The following is a 17,141-nucleotide window of genomic DNA, read 5'->3' on the forward strand; positions in this document are numbered from 1 at the left end:
TGAGGGTGCCCGTCACCGTCCTGAACCCCACCTGGGAGCGAGAGGTTGATGAAAAACCGGTGGATATACGGAGCCTCCCTCTCCGTGCTGCTGTTGGGCCTCGTGTTGGCGCTGTGGCTCGTCCTCCGGGGAGAACCCGGGTCCCCCGTACGAGGAGCCGAGGCCCACGCGCGTGCGTCCGGCCCCCGCTCCGCGTCGCTGCTCCAGGGACTGTTCCAGGAGACACCCCCGGCTCTGGAGGACCCACGCCTGCACATCCGTGGTCTCGTGCTGGGGGCCCGAGGTCCCGTGGCGGGGGCGGTGGTGCTCGCGTCGGCGCCGGTGCGCGGGGAGTCACTCTCGACGCTGCCGTGCAAGGAGAGTCTTCGTCCCGGAGCGACAGTGCTCGACTGCGCTTTTGGTTCCTCGGGCGCGGAGCTGGCGGAGTGGGTGGCACAGCGCCATGGCGAGGTGCCCGTGCTCGGCCGGGCCACGACGGGGGCGGATGGCACCTTCACGCTGGAGAAGCTGGACGCGGGCCGGTACACGCTCTGGGTGGAGAGCGCCGAGGGCACGGGCCTGCGGCACGGTGTGGCCGCGGGGGACGAGGGAGTGGAGCTGCGGCTCGGCGCGGGCGTGCGGCTGTCGGGCAAGGTCGTCGATGACGGCTTCGAGCCCGTTCCGGGCGCGCTCGTCACCGCCATCTTCAATGCGGAGAGCCGCTTCTTCGAGACGCTCACGGATGCGAGCGGCCGGTACCAGCTCGGACCGTTCCCTCCTGGCGAGTACGCCTTCGTCGTCTCCAAGGAGGGCCTGAGGAGCAAGACCGACAGGCTGACGCTCCACTCGACGAAGACGGACAAGACCTTCTTCATGGATCGCCCGAGGCGGATCTCTGGCCTCGTCCTGCGCGCGGGGGCTCCGGTGGCGGGGGCGAAGGTGCTGGCCACGGCTCACTCGCTCGCCTTCGGGGACGAGACCGTCACCTTCACGGACGTGCGGGGGCGCTTCTTCCTCGAGGGCCTGAAGCCCGGGCTCCAGAAGCTCTTCGCCACGCACGCCGGGGATGCCGCCAGCGCGGAGGTGCCCATCTTCGAGGAGACGCTCGAGCGTACGGACATCACGCTCGAGCTCACGCCAGCCGCCGAGGTGCACGGGGTGGTGCGCGACGAGTCGGGGCAGCCCATCGAGGGGGCGCATGTCTCCACGAAGCTGAAGCTGGAGCGCAGCTCCGTGCTGTTGCTGGTGGAGACGGACGCGGAGGGGCGCTACCGGCTCGGCCCGGTGTGGCCCGGCCCGGTGCGCTTCGAGGTCTCCAAGGGGAAGGACTTCCAGCTCCACCACTCCGAGCGGACCCTCCCGGCGGGGGAGAGCACGGTGGATTTCACCCTGACGCGCTGGATGCGCGTCGACGGTGTCCTGGTGGACACGGAGGCGCGGCCCATCGAGGGCGAGTACGCGGTGCTGGCGCCGCTCGAGGGCTGGGAGAAGGGGGTCTGGGACAAGGTCCAGACGGGACCGGATGGAGGCTTCTCCCTCATCGCGCCCCAGCCCGGGCGCCACATGCTCCACATCGGGGGCAGGCGGGTGCGCTACCGCGCTGTGGAGGTGAGCGCCCCATCGAGCCAGCACATCGTCGCCGAGCGCTTTCCCTCCGTGGTGGGAGAGGTGGTGGACGAGGCGGGCATGCCCATGCCTGGTGTCGCGGTGGGGCTCTGGCCCGAGGGCTCCGGGAAGCTCCGCGAGCAGCTCGACCGGGACGAGACGGATGCCTGGGGACGCTTCGCGCTCTCGGCCCCCGAGGCGGGGCGCTACCGGCTCGCCGCGGAGCTGGACGAGAACACGCTCGTCCGGGCCGCCTCTCAGCTCATCTCGCTCGGAGGGGGCGAGACCCGGCTGAAGCTGCTCGTCCCAACGGGAAGGCCCGTGTCGGGAGTGGTGGTGGATCCGCGCGGCAATCCCATTCCGGGAATCCGTCTGCGCGTGAGAGCGCCTCAGGCGTTCGAGGACGTGGGAGGCGGCTGGTCGTTCCGGGGCGTGAGCACGGATCAGGACGGCCGTTTCACTTTCAAGGAGCTCGCGGGCGAGGAGCTCCTCCTGCACGTCTGGGAGCCGGGTTATGACTTCGACGCCTCGCACGGTGTTGGGCCTCGGGGTCCCCTGCGCCTCAGGTCTGGAGACTCGTGGTTGCGCCTCGTGCTCGTCCGGGTAGGACCTGTCCGGGACCGGTACGAGAAGTTCAGGGAGGACGAGGCATGGGACGATTGAAACCAATGCTCGTGATGTGCACCATGCCCTCTGTCTCAATCGTCGTATAGGCCCGCCAGGAATTCCTGAAAGCTGTCGGCGACGGGGTAGACCTGAGCCTCTGTTGAGACGAGCACGATCCGGGGCTCCTCGAGTGACTCCCTGTAATCGAAGCAGATCGGCTCGCCGCCGGGGGTATCGCCGAACGGGTAGATCCGCGGTGGAATGTAGGGCTGGAAGACTTCGTATTTGTGCTGGATGAAGTAGGTTTCGTGTTCTGGATGCTCTGTCACCGTCAGCAGCACGCTGAGCGCATTGGAGTTCCTGCCGATATTGAAGGCGTTGGGGACAGGAGTCATGCCTTGGTAGAGCGAGACCAGCCGCTTGTATTCACCGGGTAGCCGGACACCCCAGGTGGTCTCAATCCGCTCGATTTCACCTGGAAGGGCAGGGTGGGGCTCCTTCCACAAGTAGCTCCGCCAGCGGAGGCTCATTCTCCAACTCTCCTTTCTCTTCTCATGGTGCCTTGTAACCACCGCCCCAGATGGACATACCTCGCGTGTGGGGGATGGCCAGGCCGTGGGCGCTTCGCGTGATGAGCTGCATCCTCCCGACATCCTGATGGAGTCGGAAGCTCGACGCTGTTGATGCGGAGCGAGGACGGGGTTGGATGGGTTGAGGTGTGGACACGAGGAAGCCGACTGCGCTAGTGGGACTGGACGGGGTGACACAAGACGTGGTGTAGCCACTGCATGCTGGAGGGTGTGTTACCGAGGAGGATGGAATCCCAGCAGGGGGACTGCGAGGAGCGCACATATCCGACCAATGACTGCAGGCTGACATCTGCGCCGAATTCCCAGCCGCCCGGCACGCCGTTCCCTATTCTGTCCCGGCTCACTTCTCACCTCTTCTTACGGTGATCCTCACATGGCCATCGACAGGCAGAGTTCTATGGATGTGCGTGATAGTCGCGCTGACGGTTCGTACATTGCCATGCAACTCGATGCGCTCTCAAGCGCGGCCACGAGCGCTGACCTGGGCATCCCTCTGGACGGGTCGGCTCCGTTCTCCATCGATGCATGGATCCGGTTCAACGGGTTACCGCCGCTGGCATCTGCACTCTCCAAGGACGGGGCGTTCGTGTTCGGGAGCATGGGCAACTCCGTGGTATTTCAGTTCAATGGTCTCGGCGAAGTGGTGTCCGACGCGAACCAGGGCGTCCTCAAGGACAACTCTTGGCATTACATCTGTGTCACGTTCGACGGCTCTACGCTGCGGCTATACTTGGACGGCGCGTTCAACACGGTAGCGAGCTTTTCGGGCAAGGGGCAGACCTCATCGAGCGCAATCCTCATCGGGTCGCAGATTCAAGGGCTGGTCCGACGGGTCCGCGTCTACAGCACGCCGCTCACGGCAGAGGTGGTACTTGCGAACATGTTCGGGACGCCTTCAGCCGGAACGCTCGTGGCCGACTTTGATTTCAGCGTTGTTCCCCCCGTGGACCACGGACCGCGCGCGAATCCTATCAGTCTGCAGAACGCCGCGCAGATGATCAAGGTATCTCCTGCGCTGTCCCTCGGCACCAGCGGATTCGCACGACCATTTGGGGACAGGGCGATCAATCCGGGTGGCGCTCAGGTCGACCCTTACACAGTGCAGGCATGGGTGCTCGTCGCCACGTCGACGAACTCCAGGCAAGCCATCTTCGTCAACAGCGATCTGCAGAGCAATACCGGTATTGCTCTTCTTCTGGAGTACGATGCAACGGTGTCGGGATACCGGGTCGTCTCGCAGCGCGGTTCAAACAACGAATCTTCGCAGACTCTGACCTCCAAGGGTGTCGTGCAGATCGGCTCATGGACCAACGTCGCGACGACATTTGACGGCGCAAAGCTTTCGATTTTTCTTCAGGGGTTGCCCGACGCTTCGATGGACTGCGGCCCAATTCCCCTCTATCGCCCCCAGAGCGATCTGTTGATTGGCGCGGCGCTGGCACAGGGGATTCCGGTCGGCGCAACGACCTTCCAGGGCTTCATTCGAGAGGTGGACGTATACACGCGCGCGCTCCTGGCCACGGAGATCCTGGAGAACTTAACCGACCTGCCGGACGTGAACGATCCGACCCTTGTGGGAGCGTACAACTTCACGTCTTCGCCAGCGCGCAACCAGGCCAACGGTCACCCGATCGGGCTCGCCGAGGGCGCGGTGCTGTCGGGCCATCTCGGCCCTGCGAGCGCGAGCACGATTACACTGCGAGACGAAGCACCATTTCCGGCCCCATGCCTGGACATCGAGACTCTGGAGGAGCTCCGGGCGAGCGTGGACTTTGGCTCACTCTGGAAAATCCACGAGGCAGATCTTCGGGCGGCCATGGAAGCAGATGTGGCCGCATTTTCCGATCCACGGGACCAGTCGAGAGTGCGTGACGCTTGGGCGAAGGTGCTTGAGAAGATCGCCGACGCTCCGGAGCGAATGCCTCTCTGGGTAACCCGCCACCGGCACCTTGGAGAGCAACTGCTCGTGTGCCACACGCCGCGGGGAAGCTATGTGGCTTTTCGCGCTCCCGAAGACTCAATCCCGGATTGTTTGCTCTGGAAGATCCACCTCGTGTTCATCATCGTTGCCGGCGCCCTCGACGCGTTCACAGGAGTGGGCGCAAAGTTGACGGACAAGGCCATCGCATATATCCGCCAAGTCCTCCAGAACGCGCCAATCGCGGCGCTCATGGCCGCAGGGAACGGCATGCGTGCGGCGCTGATTTTCTCGATCCTGGGCTTGCTCTGGCAGGCCGGGTTCCTCCGGCCGCTCATTCTGCTCGTGATCGACGTGGGCTTCTGGACCTTGGTGCGCGTCGCGGCCCGCATGATCTTGGTAGCATCTGGAGTCGGATCGGCTGCGGTGATTTCCTCGCTCGCGGCCACGGCCGCGACGTTCATCATGGCCTACGCCCGCCGCCCCTCCTCATGTGATCCGCTCCCAACCGTGGATTTGGCGTCCCTCTCGTTCCACCACGATCCGACCAGCACCATCGACGCGCTGCCAATCCGGAAGAATTTTGACACGCCAATCACCGCACCGGAGTGGACCAAAGGCAAGACGGTCGCGTCCTCAGCCCCGGCCGCCTTTGCGATCACACGCGTGGCCGGCAAAGTCGTCACGCTCCAGGCGAGATTCCACATCTCGGAAACGACAGGACAGACGGTGCGGATCCAGGCGCTCGGCGGGGGAATTCTGGGCGCCGTTGAGCCGACCACCGTCAAGTTCGACCCGGGCGGAGATGCCACCTTGACCTTGCAACTGCCCAATCATGCGCTCGCTGCCAGTGGCATCGCACTTCAGGACATCTCATGGACATGGCAGTACCAAGTCGGAGCAGCAGAGTGGACGACGATCACGAGCACCACGCATCGAATCTACGTGCTCCTCGACGTCCCCACCCTGCCCTGGATGCAGGGTGCGGATACCCAGAACAACCAGCTTCCGTGGACGGATGTCCTCGACCATTCCTGTACCTGGGCCGCTGGCGCGGCCACCGCTGACGCCGCCGTCCGGGCCGTCACCGAAAAAGTTAACGGCGGAATCGACCTCACGTACGACACGGCTCAAGGCGCCAGCGTGTACACCGACAATGCCCGGCCCCAGAACTTCCTGTGCACACAGTTCCTCAAGTACCTCGGCCATATGGGCGGCGCGGGGGGACAAGTTAACTGCACGGACTGCGCGAGCATTGTGACCACGTTCTCGAACATCCTGGGATGCAATGTTTTTGCGTCCACCATGGGAGAAAAGTTCAGGTGCAATCAGATCCTCGCGATCGGTACCACGACATGGGTGGTGCCTTTTGGATATGGATTCGCTTACCACGAAGTCGCATGGACCGGGGCGGGCTCGTATAAAGACAACCTGTATGACGCCTGTCTCCATTTGGATGTCGGCCCCGACCCGTGGGGCACGGGCCCTCACACGGCCGAACTGCCGCTCGCTTGGCCATTTACTACTACCAAAGAGTTCACACCCGACTTGCCAATCGCCACGCCGTTCACCGACACCAGTTACCGCGAGCGTTTGTCGGCAAACAGCGCTGACGGCATCGGCAAGACGAATCCGAAAGGGCCTTGGAATTATGCGGCCGGCGGCCGGCGGCCCGTGCGCTGAGTCGGCGCGGCGAGAGGCTTAGAGATTGGCGCCTAGCCAGGAATGAAGGAAATATGACAACCAAGAACCCGGATTTGATGAACGTGAGTGAGCGCTACCGGCCAGAGGAGTGGCCCCCAGCGAACGTGGCTGGAGGCGGCCTCGTGACATCGTTTCTACCGGACATTGGCGATCGTCACGCGCTGGTGCTGGAGGGGAGAGATCACCACGAGCCGAACGGTGTCCGTGAGCGCTACGTGAGCGCCGTCGATCCAGGCGTGCGCGTCCTCGTCGACATCTTGAGGTATGCGAGCGCCGAGGATGCTCGGCAGGGCTTGATCGACGAACTCAGGCAGATATCGGCACCTTGGGTTCCCTCCTGTGAGGAGAGGGCCTTGTCGATCGGAGAGGTCGGCTACTGCAGCCACGGCAATCCAATCACAAGTCTCCTGTTTGTGCGCGGAAACATACTCGCGAGGCTCCGGAGCGTCGGCTCTACGCCTGTCCACATTCCGGAGGTGGCCGCCACGATAGACGAGCAGATTGCCGAGAAGATGGGCGTCTCTCTCTTGCATAGTTCCCCTGGAATAAGATACGCGCTGAACGTCGGCGGAGCCCCGTACAACGATCTCTACTCGCGTGACAATTTCGGGGACAGTGGAGTCGTACCTTCGCTCGGCAATCCGAGCATGTCGCCGGACATCATTCCGCTCCAGAGCGGCACGTTGACTTGGCCGCTCGTCCAGACCTCCTACGAAGGCCCCGATCTCGGAAAACCGATCGTGAACAGCGGAGTGAACAACATCTACGTCCGCGCGAAAAATGCGGGTGCGAACGCCTCCTCCGGGACCGTCAACCTGTATTACTCGAAGGCATCCGTCTTCCTCCTGCCTTCGACGTGGATCCCGGTCATGACACCGAGCGGGGAGGGTTCCGTGCCGCTCGTCGACTCCAATGCGAGCAGGATGATCGCTTCGGGGGCGCTGGCGCTGACGAACCCAGCCTTCTTGCTGACGGGCCTACCCCAGATATCAAATGACCACTATTGCTTCATCAGCGTAATCCAGACGCCAACCCATCCGGTGGTCGTTCCAAAATCCTTCCCGTCCAACGCCGCATTCGCGCAGTGGGTTCAGAACACGCCTGCCGTTGCGTGGCGCAACCTGACGGTGGTACCGAACGGGCAAACCCAGATCGTTCGAGCCTTCCAGTTCGGCAACATCAACCCTGGAGGGGCGTACTTCTACTTCACGTTTACTGCGCAAGGGTGTCCGACCGGCACAAACCTCTGCGTGCAATGCACTGACGCGACCAATCGCATTGAGTGGAGCGGGTCTCTACCTGCACCGGATCCGCAGGGCAACCAGATCACGGGATTCCAGAACTGGGTCATCGGCAACTTTACCGGCTCGCTCGTGGTGACGCTGACTTCTCCGTCTGGCGCGTTCCCTCCCGGGACGAGATTTTCGTTCAAATATTATCAGGTGCCGACATCGAACGACGCGCTCCACCGCTCCGTTGGACGGCTCGTTGAGGTAGCACAGGTGCATGAGACGCTCGGCCCGCAACGGTCCATGCAGTTCTTGATTCAGCTCGGAGAGTGCACCTTGATCGTGCCGTGAGCGTCGGCGGCAGGATCGATCCAAAGTCAGAGAGAGAGGTTTTGAAGAGGAGGAGGGCGGGAGCTTTGTTCGGCGGTTTCGTCGGTACTACGAGCCTGTCCGACGTAAGCCTCCGATCCAGCCCATGGTGTCGGCCAGCGAGGAGCGTGGCACGGTGGCCGCGAGATGGACGGCGCGTCGACAAGCCTATCGCTGTTGAGCCTGCTGCTGGGCCCACGACTCGGGGAGGAGCTGCGCGAGTCGGGAGGCGGGGAAGCGGGTGTCGCCGAGCTTGGGCAACACGTCGCGGAAGTAGGCCCACGGGTCCATGCCCAGCTGGTAGCAGCTGAGGACGAGGGAGTAGACGTTGGCGGCACGGTGGCCGGCCGCGTCGCTGCCCAGGAAGAGCCAGTTCTTGCGTCCGAGGACAATGAGCTTGATGAGGCGCTCCACCTCGCCATTGTCCACCGGCACGCGTCCATCCTCGAGGAAGCGGCCCAGGGGGACGTAGCGGTTGCGCGCGTAGGCAATGGCCTTGCCCAGGGGAGTCTTGGCGGGCACATGCGGGGCCCACTGCTCCAGCAAGCCGAAGAGCTCCTCGTAGACGGGCAGGCTGTGCGAAAGGCGCAGGGCAAGGCGCGCCTCGGGGGAGAGCCCCTCCTGCTGGGCCTGCCGCTCCACAGCGTACAGCTTCTGCACGAGCATGAGCACCGTGCCGCCGCGAGCGTCGCCGGCCACGTAAGCGCGCTCGAAGCCGCGCCGGGCGTGCATCCAACAGCCCACCTCAATGCGTGGAGAGGTGGGGCCGAAGAGGGCCTGGTAGCCCTTGTAGCCATCCACCACCAGGTAGCCCCGGAAGTCGGCCAGCACCCCTTGGGGGCCCGTGCCACTCCAGTCAGGGGTGTACTCCACGAAGACGTTGCCGCCCTGGCCCACGTACGGCCAGAGGTGTCCGCGCTTGATTCCGCGGGCGTCGTCCCTGTCCAGCACGCGCACCCCCGTGTCGTCGGTGTGCAGCAAGGCGTCGGCCAGCGTGCGCTGCTTGAGCAGCTCCACCACGGGTGGCAGCAAGTCACTGGCGCCCGCCACCCAGTCACCCAGGGTGGAGGCGGGCAGCCTCACCCCGTGGCGTTTGTCGAAAATGGCCTGCTGGCGGTGCAGGGGCAGCCCGTCGCGGTACTTGCCCACCAGTAGCTGCGCCAGCAGCCCCGGGCCAGGCAGCGCCCCGGGTAGTGGCGTCTCCCCCGCGGGCGCGGCGGCCACCCCCTCCTTGCAACGTTGGCACCCGAGCTTCGGGCGCTTCTCCACTCGCACGAAGAAGCGCGCCGGCTCCAACTCCAGCCGTTGGCTCACCTCCTCGCCCATGGGCGTGCGCGGCTCACCGAACCCCGGGCACAGGCACTCCTCGGCCTCTGGCTGCACCAGCACCTCGCGCCTCTCCAGGTGCGCGGGCAGGGCCTGGGCGCCGCGTACGGGCGGGCGCTTGGGTGTCTTCCTCGGTGCGTCGGCCGGCGGGGCCACCGGGGCGGCTGCCTGTGCGCCGCCGGCGGTGGCGGGCACGGCCTCTGGCTCGGCGGACTGCTGCCAGGTGAGCAAGGACAGCAGCAGTTGGAGCTGATTGGCGGGAGTCTTCTCACTGCGCCGTCCATACAGCTGCCGCAGTGCCTGCTTGAGTCGCACCACCGTGGAGCTGTGCTCCTCGCGCAGCTGACCCAACAGGTCCAACAACATCTCAATGGCCTGCTCGCCACGGCCCTCCTCCAGCAGTTGCAGCATGTAGGCGCGCACCGCCTCCAAGTCCTTGCCCTCGACGGCGGGCGGCTGGGCTTGTTCCTGTTGACCCTTCTCTTCTTCGACGGTGACGGCAGAAGTCATGCGCGCCACGCCTATGCACGAAGTCATGCCGGGCGCGCAAGCCCGGACTCAATGCACCTCGCGTCGCCGCGCCGCGCTGCCTGCCTCCACCAGCGACAGCAACTCCGAGAGCTGCCGTACGTCCAGGTGTACCGCGGCCTGGCCCTCCACGGGCACCGGCGCCCGGAAACGCCCCGCCTCCAGTCTCTTGCTCACCGTGCAGTACCCGTTGGCGTCCCAGAAGAGAATGCGCACGAAGTCCTTTCTCCTGGAGAAGAAGACGAACAGGTGGCCCGACTTCGGCTGCTGCCCAAGGCTGCTCTCCACCAGCGCGCTCAGCCCGTCGGCCTGCTTGCGCATGTCGCACGGCGCCGTCGCCACCCAGATTCTCACCCCCTCCGGTAGCTTCAGCACCCCTGCACCTCCTTCACCGCTTTCAGCACCCGCGCCACCAACTCCTGGCTGGCTCCCGCCTCCACTCGCACCCGCACCCCGTTCACCTCTACCTGCACCGCCTCTCCCTGCTCCCGCCTCGCCTCGCTCCGCCCGGCCGGCGCCATCTCCACGGGCACGAAGGCCATGGCCGCGCGCGCACCCTCCTTCCCTTCACGCCTGCGCGTCCAGAAGCGCAGCCTCTCTCTCGGCAACCCGTGCTTGCGCATGAAGGCCGACTGCGTGCCTCCTTCCTCCTCCCACGCTCGCACCACCTGCGCTGCTACCTCCGGTGTCCACCGCGGCTGCCTCGCCGCTACCAACCACGCTGGCTCCGCCTTCGTCGTCTCTGTGTTCGTCGTCATCGCGCCGCGCACTCTGTGGCCCCTCGAGCACCGGCACTACATGGGCTGGACCGGAGGCTTAGGAGGCAGGAGGAAATAACTTTTCCCTTTCAGTTTCTGCTCCAATGGAACTTGGCAGTGGCGAGGAAGGCGGATGGACAAGGACACGCATTACGAAGAGTCATCCAGAGCATGCATATGAAGCTGCAAGCTCTTCCCAGGTAGCCCAAGGCCATCACATCACGATGGGTTGTGTGGCTTCCTGAAAGGGAAAAGTTATTTCCTCCAGCCGCCTTACGCTGCGCATCTGGATGTTGGGGCTGCTGCTCGCTGGGGCCTGCGTGACGGATGGCGGCCTGCCGCGCAGTAGCGTACCCGCCCATAGAGGGGCTGATGTCTGCGAATCCGAGGAAGGGCTCGCGCGGGTGGTACTCGAGACGGGCGGCCAGCAGGTGTTGCTTCCCCCCCTGCCTCGGAGTGGGCCCTTACTGGTGAGCCAGGCCGAGTTCGAGCAGGCCATGCGGCTGGAGCCCACCTCCAAGCTGGTGGCGCTAGCACCAAACGCCGAATGAGGCGGGGACGGGTAACTTGCAGTCTACTCCCTCGTCCTCAGCTGCTACCGGCTGGGCATGGACCCGTGGGCCTACTTCCGCGACGTGCTGCCCAAGCTCGGCGATACCCGCTTCCCATCCTCCCGCCTCGCGGAGCTCCTCCCCGAGTCGTGGGCCCAGCAGCAGGCTCAGCAGCGATAGGCTTGTCGACGTGCCGTCCATCACTCGGCCACCGTGCCACGCTCCTCGGTGGCCGACACCATGGGCTCGACCGGATGCTTACTGCGCAGCCCCCATCGTGGCTGATTCGCAAGGTGAGGCCGTGATGACTCCCCGTGCTCTCTCTGGCTCGGCATGGACAGAGCATAGCATTACCGGAGAGTGCGCTTCTGTCGAGGCGCATCACCGACTACCCGTGTATGCCTTCAGCCCGCTACGAGCTTGAAGTTCCGGCCCATCAGTCAGCAATCCGAGCCGACCGAGCCGGAGTTCCAGAAGGCTACATCCAGCGGTGGAGGCTGACGTCCCATTTGCTGCGGATCAGTCCCAGGAAGCTCTCCAGCTCCGCTTCCCCCAGGCCCAGCCTGCACGTGAGCTCCGCCCGGATGAGCCGGAGCAGGCGCTCGCGTGCACGGGTCACCCGGTACGCGATGCTGGAGCGCGGCTCTCCGAACATCCGGGCGAGCCGGTCCATGGTGAAGCCATGCACGTGGTGCAGTCGCAGCAGGCTGCGCTCCTGCTCGGCGAGCGCCGCGGTGGCCCGCCGGAGCGCTTCCGTCAGCGCCTGGCGGGCGTCCTCGGTCGTCACCAGGCGCTCCGGATCCTCCGGACACAACATCCGGCTCAGCGTCTCCTCGGGCAGCTCCTCGAAGCGCTCCTGGTGTCCTTCGCGTTTGTGCAGCGCGATCAGGATGCGCTCGGCGGCGATACGCACCCAGGACAGCAAGGGGCCCCGGCCGGAGTAGAGCGCGAGCTTGGGCTGTTCATCACCCCGGCCCACGAGCAGCCGCTCGCGCAAAATCTGGAGGAGCTCGTCCGCCTGCGCCGCCGCGCCAGGCCCCAGCCGGGCGGGGACCTTGCGCAGCACCTGTTGATCGAAGGTGCGGAGTGCCTCGGGGGCTCCATCCAGACACGCTCGCGCCAGGTAGAGATCCCCACCGTGCAACCGGGGGAGCCACAGGGCCGCGTCCTCGTCCGGCACCTGGAGCGCCAGGTACGGGATGAAACGCTCGGGGGCGAGCACGACGGATGGCCATGCCGCCCGCCCCGCGTCCAGGTGCCCGCGCAGCAGGGTCTCCAGGCCGTCCACCCGCTCCAGCCGGGTGCGCAGCGCGGGCGTCAGGAATGCCGAGAGACTCATCCCACCTTGTTCGTCGCTCATGGTGTTCCTCGCTGCCGCTGCCAGTCGGAGAGCGCCTTCAGCTTCCGGTGACCCCGCGCTCCCAGCGCCTCCAGCTCCACCCGGGCCTCCTGGGCCAGCGCGTTGGCGCGTCCGGCCTCGGGAGGATTCTGCTCGGCGAGCGCCCGGGCCAACATGAAGGTGGCCCACGCCGAATCGCTCCGGTCCCTCGGCGCCTGCCGGTGGATGTCCCGCGCCCGTTCGATCAGGGGGACGGCCCGCCGGGGTTCTCCCGACGTCAGCAGCACCTCCGCCTGACAGATGAGGCCGAGCGCGACGTCGGGCGCCGCGGGCCCCTGCGCCGCCTCATCGAGCGCCTGCGACTTCAGGCAGTACTCGAGCGCCAGCTTCGGATTTCCACTGGCGAGCTCCACCTCGGACAGGACCCGGATCGTCGAGCTGCCCGAAGCGCCCTTCTTGCCCCTCACCTGTTCGGACAGCTCGAGGGAACGCAGCAGATCACTCCGGGCTTCACGCAGGCGGTTGGCTCGCAAGTGGAGCAGCCCCCGGTAGGCCAGGGGCAGGGCGGCGCGCGGCGTCTGGGGGCCGAGCGCGGTCTGGACGCTCTTCAGTGCACGCTCGAACCACTCCAGTGCCTCCTCCGTTCGCTGGGCATCCATGGACCACTGGCCCAGGGCACACAGCACGAGCATGGTATCGGGGTGGTCCTTGCCCTTGCTCCGCTCCATGATGGCGAGCGCCCGATCCAGGTACCCGCGCGACTCCTCCAGCCGGCCCTCCTTCCGCAGGGCGACGCCGAGGTTGTTGAGCGGACCGGCGAGGCTCGGGTGATCCGGCGTGTGGGCCACTTCCTGGAGCCGGAGTGAGCGGCGCCAGGCCTCGATCGCCTCCTCGCGGCGTCCCAGGTTGATCAACGCCACGGCCGTGTTGCTCAGGTACACCGCGAGGCCGGGATGATCCGGTCCCAACAGGCGCTCGCGGACCTGTTGCGCCTCGCGGAACAACTCCAGGGCTTCCGCGTTGCGGATCTGCTGCGAGCGGATGCGTCCCATCTGGGCCAGGAAGCGCACGGCGAGCAGGCTGTCGGGCCCCTGGAGCCCGCGGGCCAGCTCCAGGCCCTGGGTGAGCTCCCGCTCCGCGTCCTCCAGCCGCCCCTGTACCACCAGCATGCCGCCCAGCCGCAGGTGCAGCTCGGTGGTGATGGTGGGCGCGCGCTCACTTCCCAGCCGCTCCAGCGCCGCCCGGGCATGCTTCGCCAGGCGGTCCACCTCGTCGGCGCGCGCGAGCTGCTCCCCGACGAGCCAGACCAGCACGCTCCAGGTCCGCACGACCACCTCGTCATCCCGGCTGGCCTCCGCCGCCCAGAGGGCCCGGTAGAGGATCTCCTCGGCCTCCTTGTGTTTGCCGGTGAGCCCGTGGAGATGCCCATGCTCGAGGAGCACCTCGGCCTCCAGGGGCCGGAAATCGAGCGTCCGGACCTCCTCGAGCAGCGCGGCGGTGGTGGCGAGTGCCTCGGGATGTCTGCCCGCCTCGAGCTGGACTCGAACCTCCGCGAGCCGGCGCCGGGCCGCGTCCACGCGCGGGCGGAGGGCATCCGGCGGCTGGGGACGGGCCGAGAGCGCCGGTGCATCCCGGCACACCGTCAGCCCCTCGAGCGCCCCCACCATCTGGGAGGCCTTCTCCAGGATCTGCTCGTCCGCTCTCTCGAGCGTCTCCACGGTGGCCGACAGCTGCCACATCCGGGTGTCGAGACAGGTGGTCGTCTGCCAGGCGGAGGGATTCTCTCCGGCCTCGGCCGCGAGGCAGGCCTCCATCCGGAGCGTGCGCCATTGCGTGACGTGGGCATCGAGCGCCGTGGAGACCTTCTCCCAGACATCCGCCGCGTACGGCTTGCGCGTGCCCAGGAGGGCCGCCCTGACGCGTTCGTGGTGCTCGGGGCTCCATGCCTCGGCGAGCCGGTCCACCTCTCGCTGGCATTGCACCTCGCGGCGCCGGGTGAGGGTGCCATTCACCAGGACGAAGAGGAGCGGGACGGTGAGCGCCGCCGCGACCCAGGGCAGCGTGTGCCGCGAGCGCGGTTGGAGGGCGGACAGCAGCGCCTCCATCGACGCGTGACGGTCCGCCGGGTCGTAGCTCAGGCCCTTGAGGATGGCGCGCCGCACCTTCGCGGGAACCGGGCTCCGGGTGGACGGAGGTTGGACCCGTCCTTCCCGCATGGCGCGGAGCCGCTCCTCCGGGTCGTGGCCCGCGAAGGGGCGTACCCCGAAGAGGGCCTCGTAGAGGGCCACGCAGAAGCAGAACTGGTCGCTGAGGGCATCGGCCCGCTGTCCCTGGAGCTGCTCGGGAGCCATGTAGGCCGGGGTTCCGACCAGGGCACCCGTGCGGGTCAACGCGCCCGTCGACACGTCCTCCGCCGCCGTGTCTTCTGAGGCGGGGGAGACCGCCTTGCCGTTGCGGTTGGGGGGCCCGGCCAGGCCGAAGTCCGTGATGCGGGCCCGGCCATCGTTTCCCACCAGGATGTTGCTGGGCTTCACATCCCGGTGGACGAGTCCCGCGGCATGCGCGGCCGCCAGCCCCTGACCCGCCTCCAGGAAGACGCGGAGCACCTCCCGCCACGTGTGGGGCCGCTCGAGCCACCCGGCCAGCGTGGCTCCCTCCACCAACTCCAGCGCGAGGAAGACGCCCTCCTCGCAGGTGCCCACGTCATAGATGGCGACCACGTTCGTATGCGAGAGGCGGGCCAGTGACTGGGCTTCCCGCAGCAGCCGCTGCTTCAGCTCGTGGGCTTCCTGGCCCCGGGCACGCAACAACTTGAGGGCGATCTGCCGGTCCAGCTCGGGGTCATACGCGGCGTACACGACGCCCATGGCCCCCTGGCCCAGCAACGCGAGCACCACATAGCGCCCGATGGTGCTGTTGCGCGCGAGCGGCGCCTCCTCCTCCACGGCCGGGCCGGCCGGCCCCGAGCTCTGTCCCGCCGCCAGGACACGCTCGCACTCGGGACAACACAGGATGTGCTCCCGGACCTCGGCCCGGCGCTCGTCGGAGAGAAATCCCGAGAGGAAATCGCTCAGCGTTGTCTCGTTCGGGCATTCCATCCTTCTCGAAGGATAACCCGAACCCCTTGAAATTCCTCACACTATGGCAATTTTAGAAGCTTTCCGGGGTTTTCGCGGTCGATTCTTTGGACGCCGCCCGGCTCGCGCTCTCCACCCATGCGAGTGACGAAGTCCGGAGGAATCCATGAAGAACAAGTCAGGAATCGTGGTGCTCGCGGCCTCGCTGGCACTGACCCAGGCGTGCGGCACGAATGAGCAGCAGCAGCAGGTCCCCACGGCCCCCACCGTGGTGGACGTGAAGGAGGGCGAGGCCTCCGCGCGCGAGGACGAGTCCTTCGACGCGCTCTTCCGGGAGGCGGGCGAGGAGTTCGACGTGCCGCCCGCGCTCCTCAAGTCCATCTCGTTCGTCCAGACGCGCTACCAGATGGTGGAGGGGGCCGAGGAGTTCGAGGGGCGCCCGGTGGTCTACGGACTGATGGCGCTCTCGGGGGCGGGGCTCGAGGAGGGCGCGAAGCTGGCCGGCGTCACGGTGGAGCAGGTCAAGAAGGACGCGCGTTCCAACGTCCGGGCGGCGGCGGCGCTGCTGTCCCACCGCGCGGAGGCGCTGAAGATCGATCGGACGCAGGCGGCGAAGTGGGCCCCGGCGGTGGCCGAGGTGTCCGGCATCGAGAGTGAGGAGGGCCGTCGCAGCTTCGTGAACAACGAGGTCTTCCGGGTGGCCCGTCTGGGGATGGGCACGCTCTCGAAGGAGTGGGCCGCGAGTGGACAGGGCCTGAAGGTGGAGGAGCTGAGGACGGATGAGCTGGGGCAGCAGACCCAGGCGCTCGCCGGTCCGGACTACGCGCCAGCCGTGTGGAGGCCCTCGCCCAACTTCAACGCCCGGCCCGTGGGCGTGAGGATGGTGATCATCCACACCTGTGAGAGCGGCTACTCGGGTTGCTGGAGCTGGTTGACCAACACCAGCTCGGGAGTGAGCGCGCACTACGTGGTGCGCGAGGACGGCGGGGAGATCAGCCAGCTCGTCCGGGATGGGAGCCGGGCCTGGCACATCGGCGCCACCTACCAGTGCAGCAACAACAGCGGCCAGGAGTGCGGGCTGAACGGGAGGAGCTCCAACGATTTCACCATCGGTATCGAGCACGGTGGGTATGCGTCGACGGTGAACTGGCCGGTGGGGCAGATCGACGCTTCGGCCCGGCTGCTGTGCGACATCACGCGTGACAATGGGGTTCCCCGGGACCGCTACCACGTGGTGGGCCATGGGCAGCTCCAGCCGTACAACCGCACGGATCCCGGCGCGAACTGGCCCTGGGCGGACTACCTCAACCGCGCCAACGCCCACTGCGGCGCGGCGTGCGTGATCATGGGGGACATCAAGGCGAAGTACGACGCGGTGAACGGGCCCGTGTTGCTGGGCAAGTGCCAGGCCGGTGAGCTGGCGACGCCGGATGGGGTGGGGCGCTTCAACCACTTCGAGCGCGGCAGCATCTACTGGACGCCCACGCTGGGCGCCCACGTGGTGATGGGGCAGATCCGCATCAAGTGGGAGCAGCTGGGCTGGGAGCGCAGCGCCGTGGGCT

General features: G+C 66.5%; 11 protein-coding genes and 2 pseudogenes. 6 read left to right on the plus strand and 7 right to left on the minus strand.

Annotated features, from left to right (window positions below; genetic code table 11):
• Positions 1-84 precede the first annotated feature (84 nt).
• Positions 85-2,247, plus strand: coding sequence for a carboxypeptidase-like regulatory domain-containing protein (locus Q664_RS13965; RefSeq protein ID WP_043394599.1), 2,163 nt, complete (start codon positions 85-87; stop codon positions 2,245-2,247).
• Positions 2,248-2,282: 35 nt separating this feature from the next.
• On the opposite strand, the gene Q664_RS59025 is transcribed toward Q664_RS13965, so the two are convergent.
• Both Q664_RS59025 and Q664_RS63185 read right to left on the minus strand, forming a co-directional pair.
• A complete protein-coding gene (locus Q664_RS59025; RefSeq protein WP_043394601.1) occupies positions 2,283-2,720 on the minus strand; it encodes an SMI1/KNR4 family protein in 438 nt (145 codons plus the stop codon).
• A gap of 22 nt (positions 2,721-2,742) precedes the next feature.
• Positions 2,743-2,850 (minus strand): annotated as a pseudogene (locus tag Q664_RS63185) (HNH endonuclease); the annotation flags it as partial.
• 303 nt (positions 2,851-3,153) lie between these two features.
• On the opposite strand from Q664_RS63185, the gene Q664_RS13975 reads away from it, so the two are divergent.
• Complete coding sequence (locus tag Q664_RS13975) at positions 3,154-6,381, plus strand: LamG domain-containing protein (protein WP_043394603.1); 3,228 nt, start codon at positions 3,154-3,156, stop codon at positions 6,379-6,381.
• Between the two features lie 53 nt (positions 6,382-6,434).
• Positions 6,435-7,982 carry a hypothetical protein gene (locus Q664_RS13980; protein WP_152622091.1) on the plus strand — a complete coding sequence of 516 codons (1,548 nt, stop codon included), beginning with the start codon at positions 6,435-6,437 and terminating at the stop codon, positions 7,980-7,982.
• A 186-nt stretch (positions 7,983-8,168) separates the two neighbouring features.
• Here Q664_RS13980 and tnpC read toward each other — a convergent pair whose 3' ends face one another.
• Genes tnpC through tnpA form a run of 3 tightly spaced genes read right to left on the minus strand, consistent with a single transcriptional unit; the run spans position 8,169 to position 10,612 of the window.
• A complete protein-coding gene (tnpC, locus tag Q664_RS13985; RefSeq protein WP_043394607.1) occupies positions 8,169-9,836 on the minus strand; it encodes an IS66 family transposase in 1,668 nt (555 codons plus the stop codon).
• A gap of 48 nt (positions 9,837-9,884) precedes the next feature.
• The gene (tnpB, locus tag Q664_RS13990; protein WP_043394609.1) at positions 9,885-10,229 is read right to left on the minus strand and encodes an IS66 family insertion sequence element accessory protein TnpB; all 345 of its coding nucleotides are present in this window, start codon (positions 10,227-10,229) and stop codon (positions 9,885-9,887) included.
• On the minus strand, positions 10,223-10,612 hold the full coding sequence (tnpA, locus tag Q664_RS13995) for an IS66 family insertion sequence element accessory protein TnpA (RefSeq protein ID WP_043394611.1): 390 nt from the start codon (positions 10,610-10,612) through the stop codon (positions 10,223-10,225). The genes tnpB and tnpA overlap by 7 nt, the downstream gene beginning before the upstream one ends.
• Positions 10,613-11,016: 404 nt before the next feature.
• Between tnpA and Q664_RS59030 the strand changes: the two genes are divergently transcribed.
• Together Q664_RS59030 and Q664_RS14000 are read left to right on the plus strand one after the other, a co-directional pair.
• Positions 11,017-11,163 (plus strand): hypothetical protein, encoded by a 147-nt coding sequence (locus Q664_RS59030; RefSeq protein WP_160174403.1) that lies wholly within the window; start codon positions 11,017-11,019, stop codon positions 11,161-11,163.
• 18 nt (positions 11,164-11,181) lie between these two features.
• Positions 11,182-11,343, plus strand: a pseudogene (locus Q664_RS14000) (transposase domain-containing protein); the annotation flags it as partial.
• 298 nt (positions 11,344-11,641) lie between these two features.
• Here the strand turns inward: Q664_RS14000 and Q664_RS14005 are convergent.
• Together Q664_RS14005 and Q664_RS14010 are read right to left on the minus strand one after the other, a co-directional pair.
• Positions 11,642-12,523 carry a sigma-70 family RNA polymerase sigma factor gene (locus Q664_RS14005; protein ID WP_043394612.1) on the minus strand — a complete coding sequence of 294 codons (882 nt, stop codon included), beginning with the start codon at positions 12,521-12,523 and terminating at the stop codon, positions 11,642-11,644.
• Complete coding sequence (locus Q664_RS14010; protein WP_043394613.1) at positions 12,520-15,600, minus strand: tetratricopeptide repeat protein; 3,081 nt, start codon at positions 15,598-15,600, stop codon at positions 12,520-12,522. The genes Q664_RS14005 and Q664_RS14010 overlap by 4 nt, the downstream gene beginning before the upstream one ends.
• 145 nt (positions 15,601-15,745) lie before the next feature.
• Here Q664_RS14010 and Q664_RS14015 point away from each other — a divergent pair.
• Positions 15,746-17,141, plus strand: a 1,396-nt coding sequence (locus Q664_RS14015) for an N-acetylmuramoyl-L-alanine amidase (protein ID WP_052518072.1), incomplete at its 3' end; no start/stop codon positions are given.

The organism is Archangium violaceum Cb vi76, assembly GCF_000733295.1.
Taxonomy (GTDB): domain Bacteria; phylum Myxococcota; class Myxococcia; order Myxococcales; family Myxococcaceae; genus Archangium; species Archangium violaceum.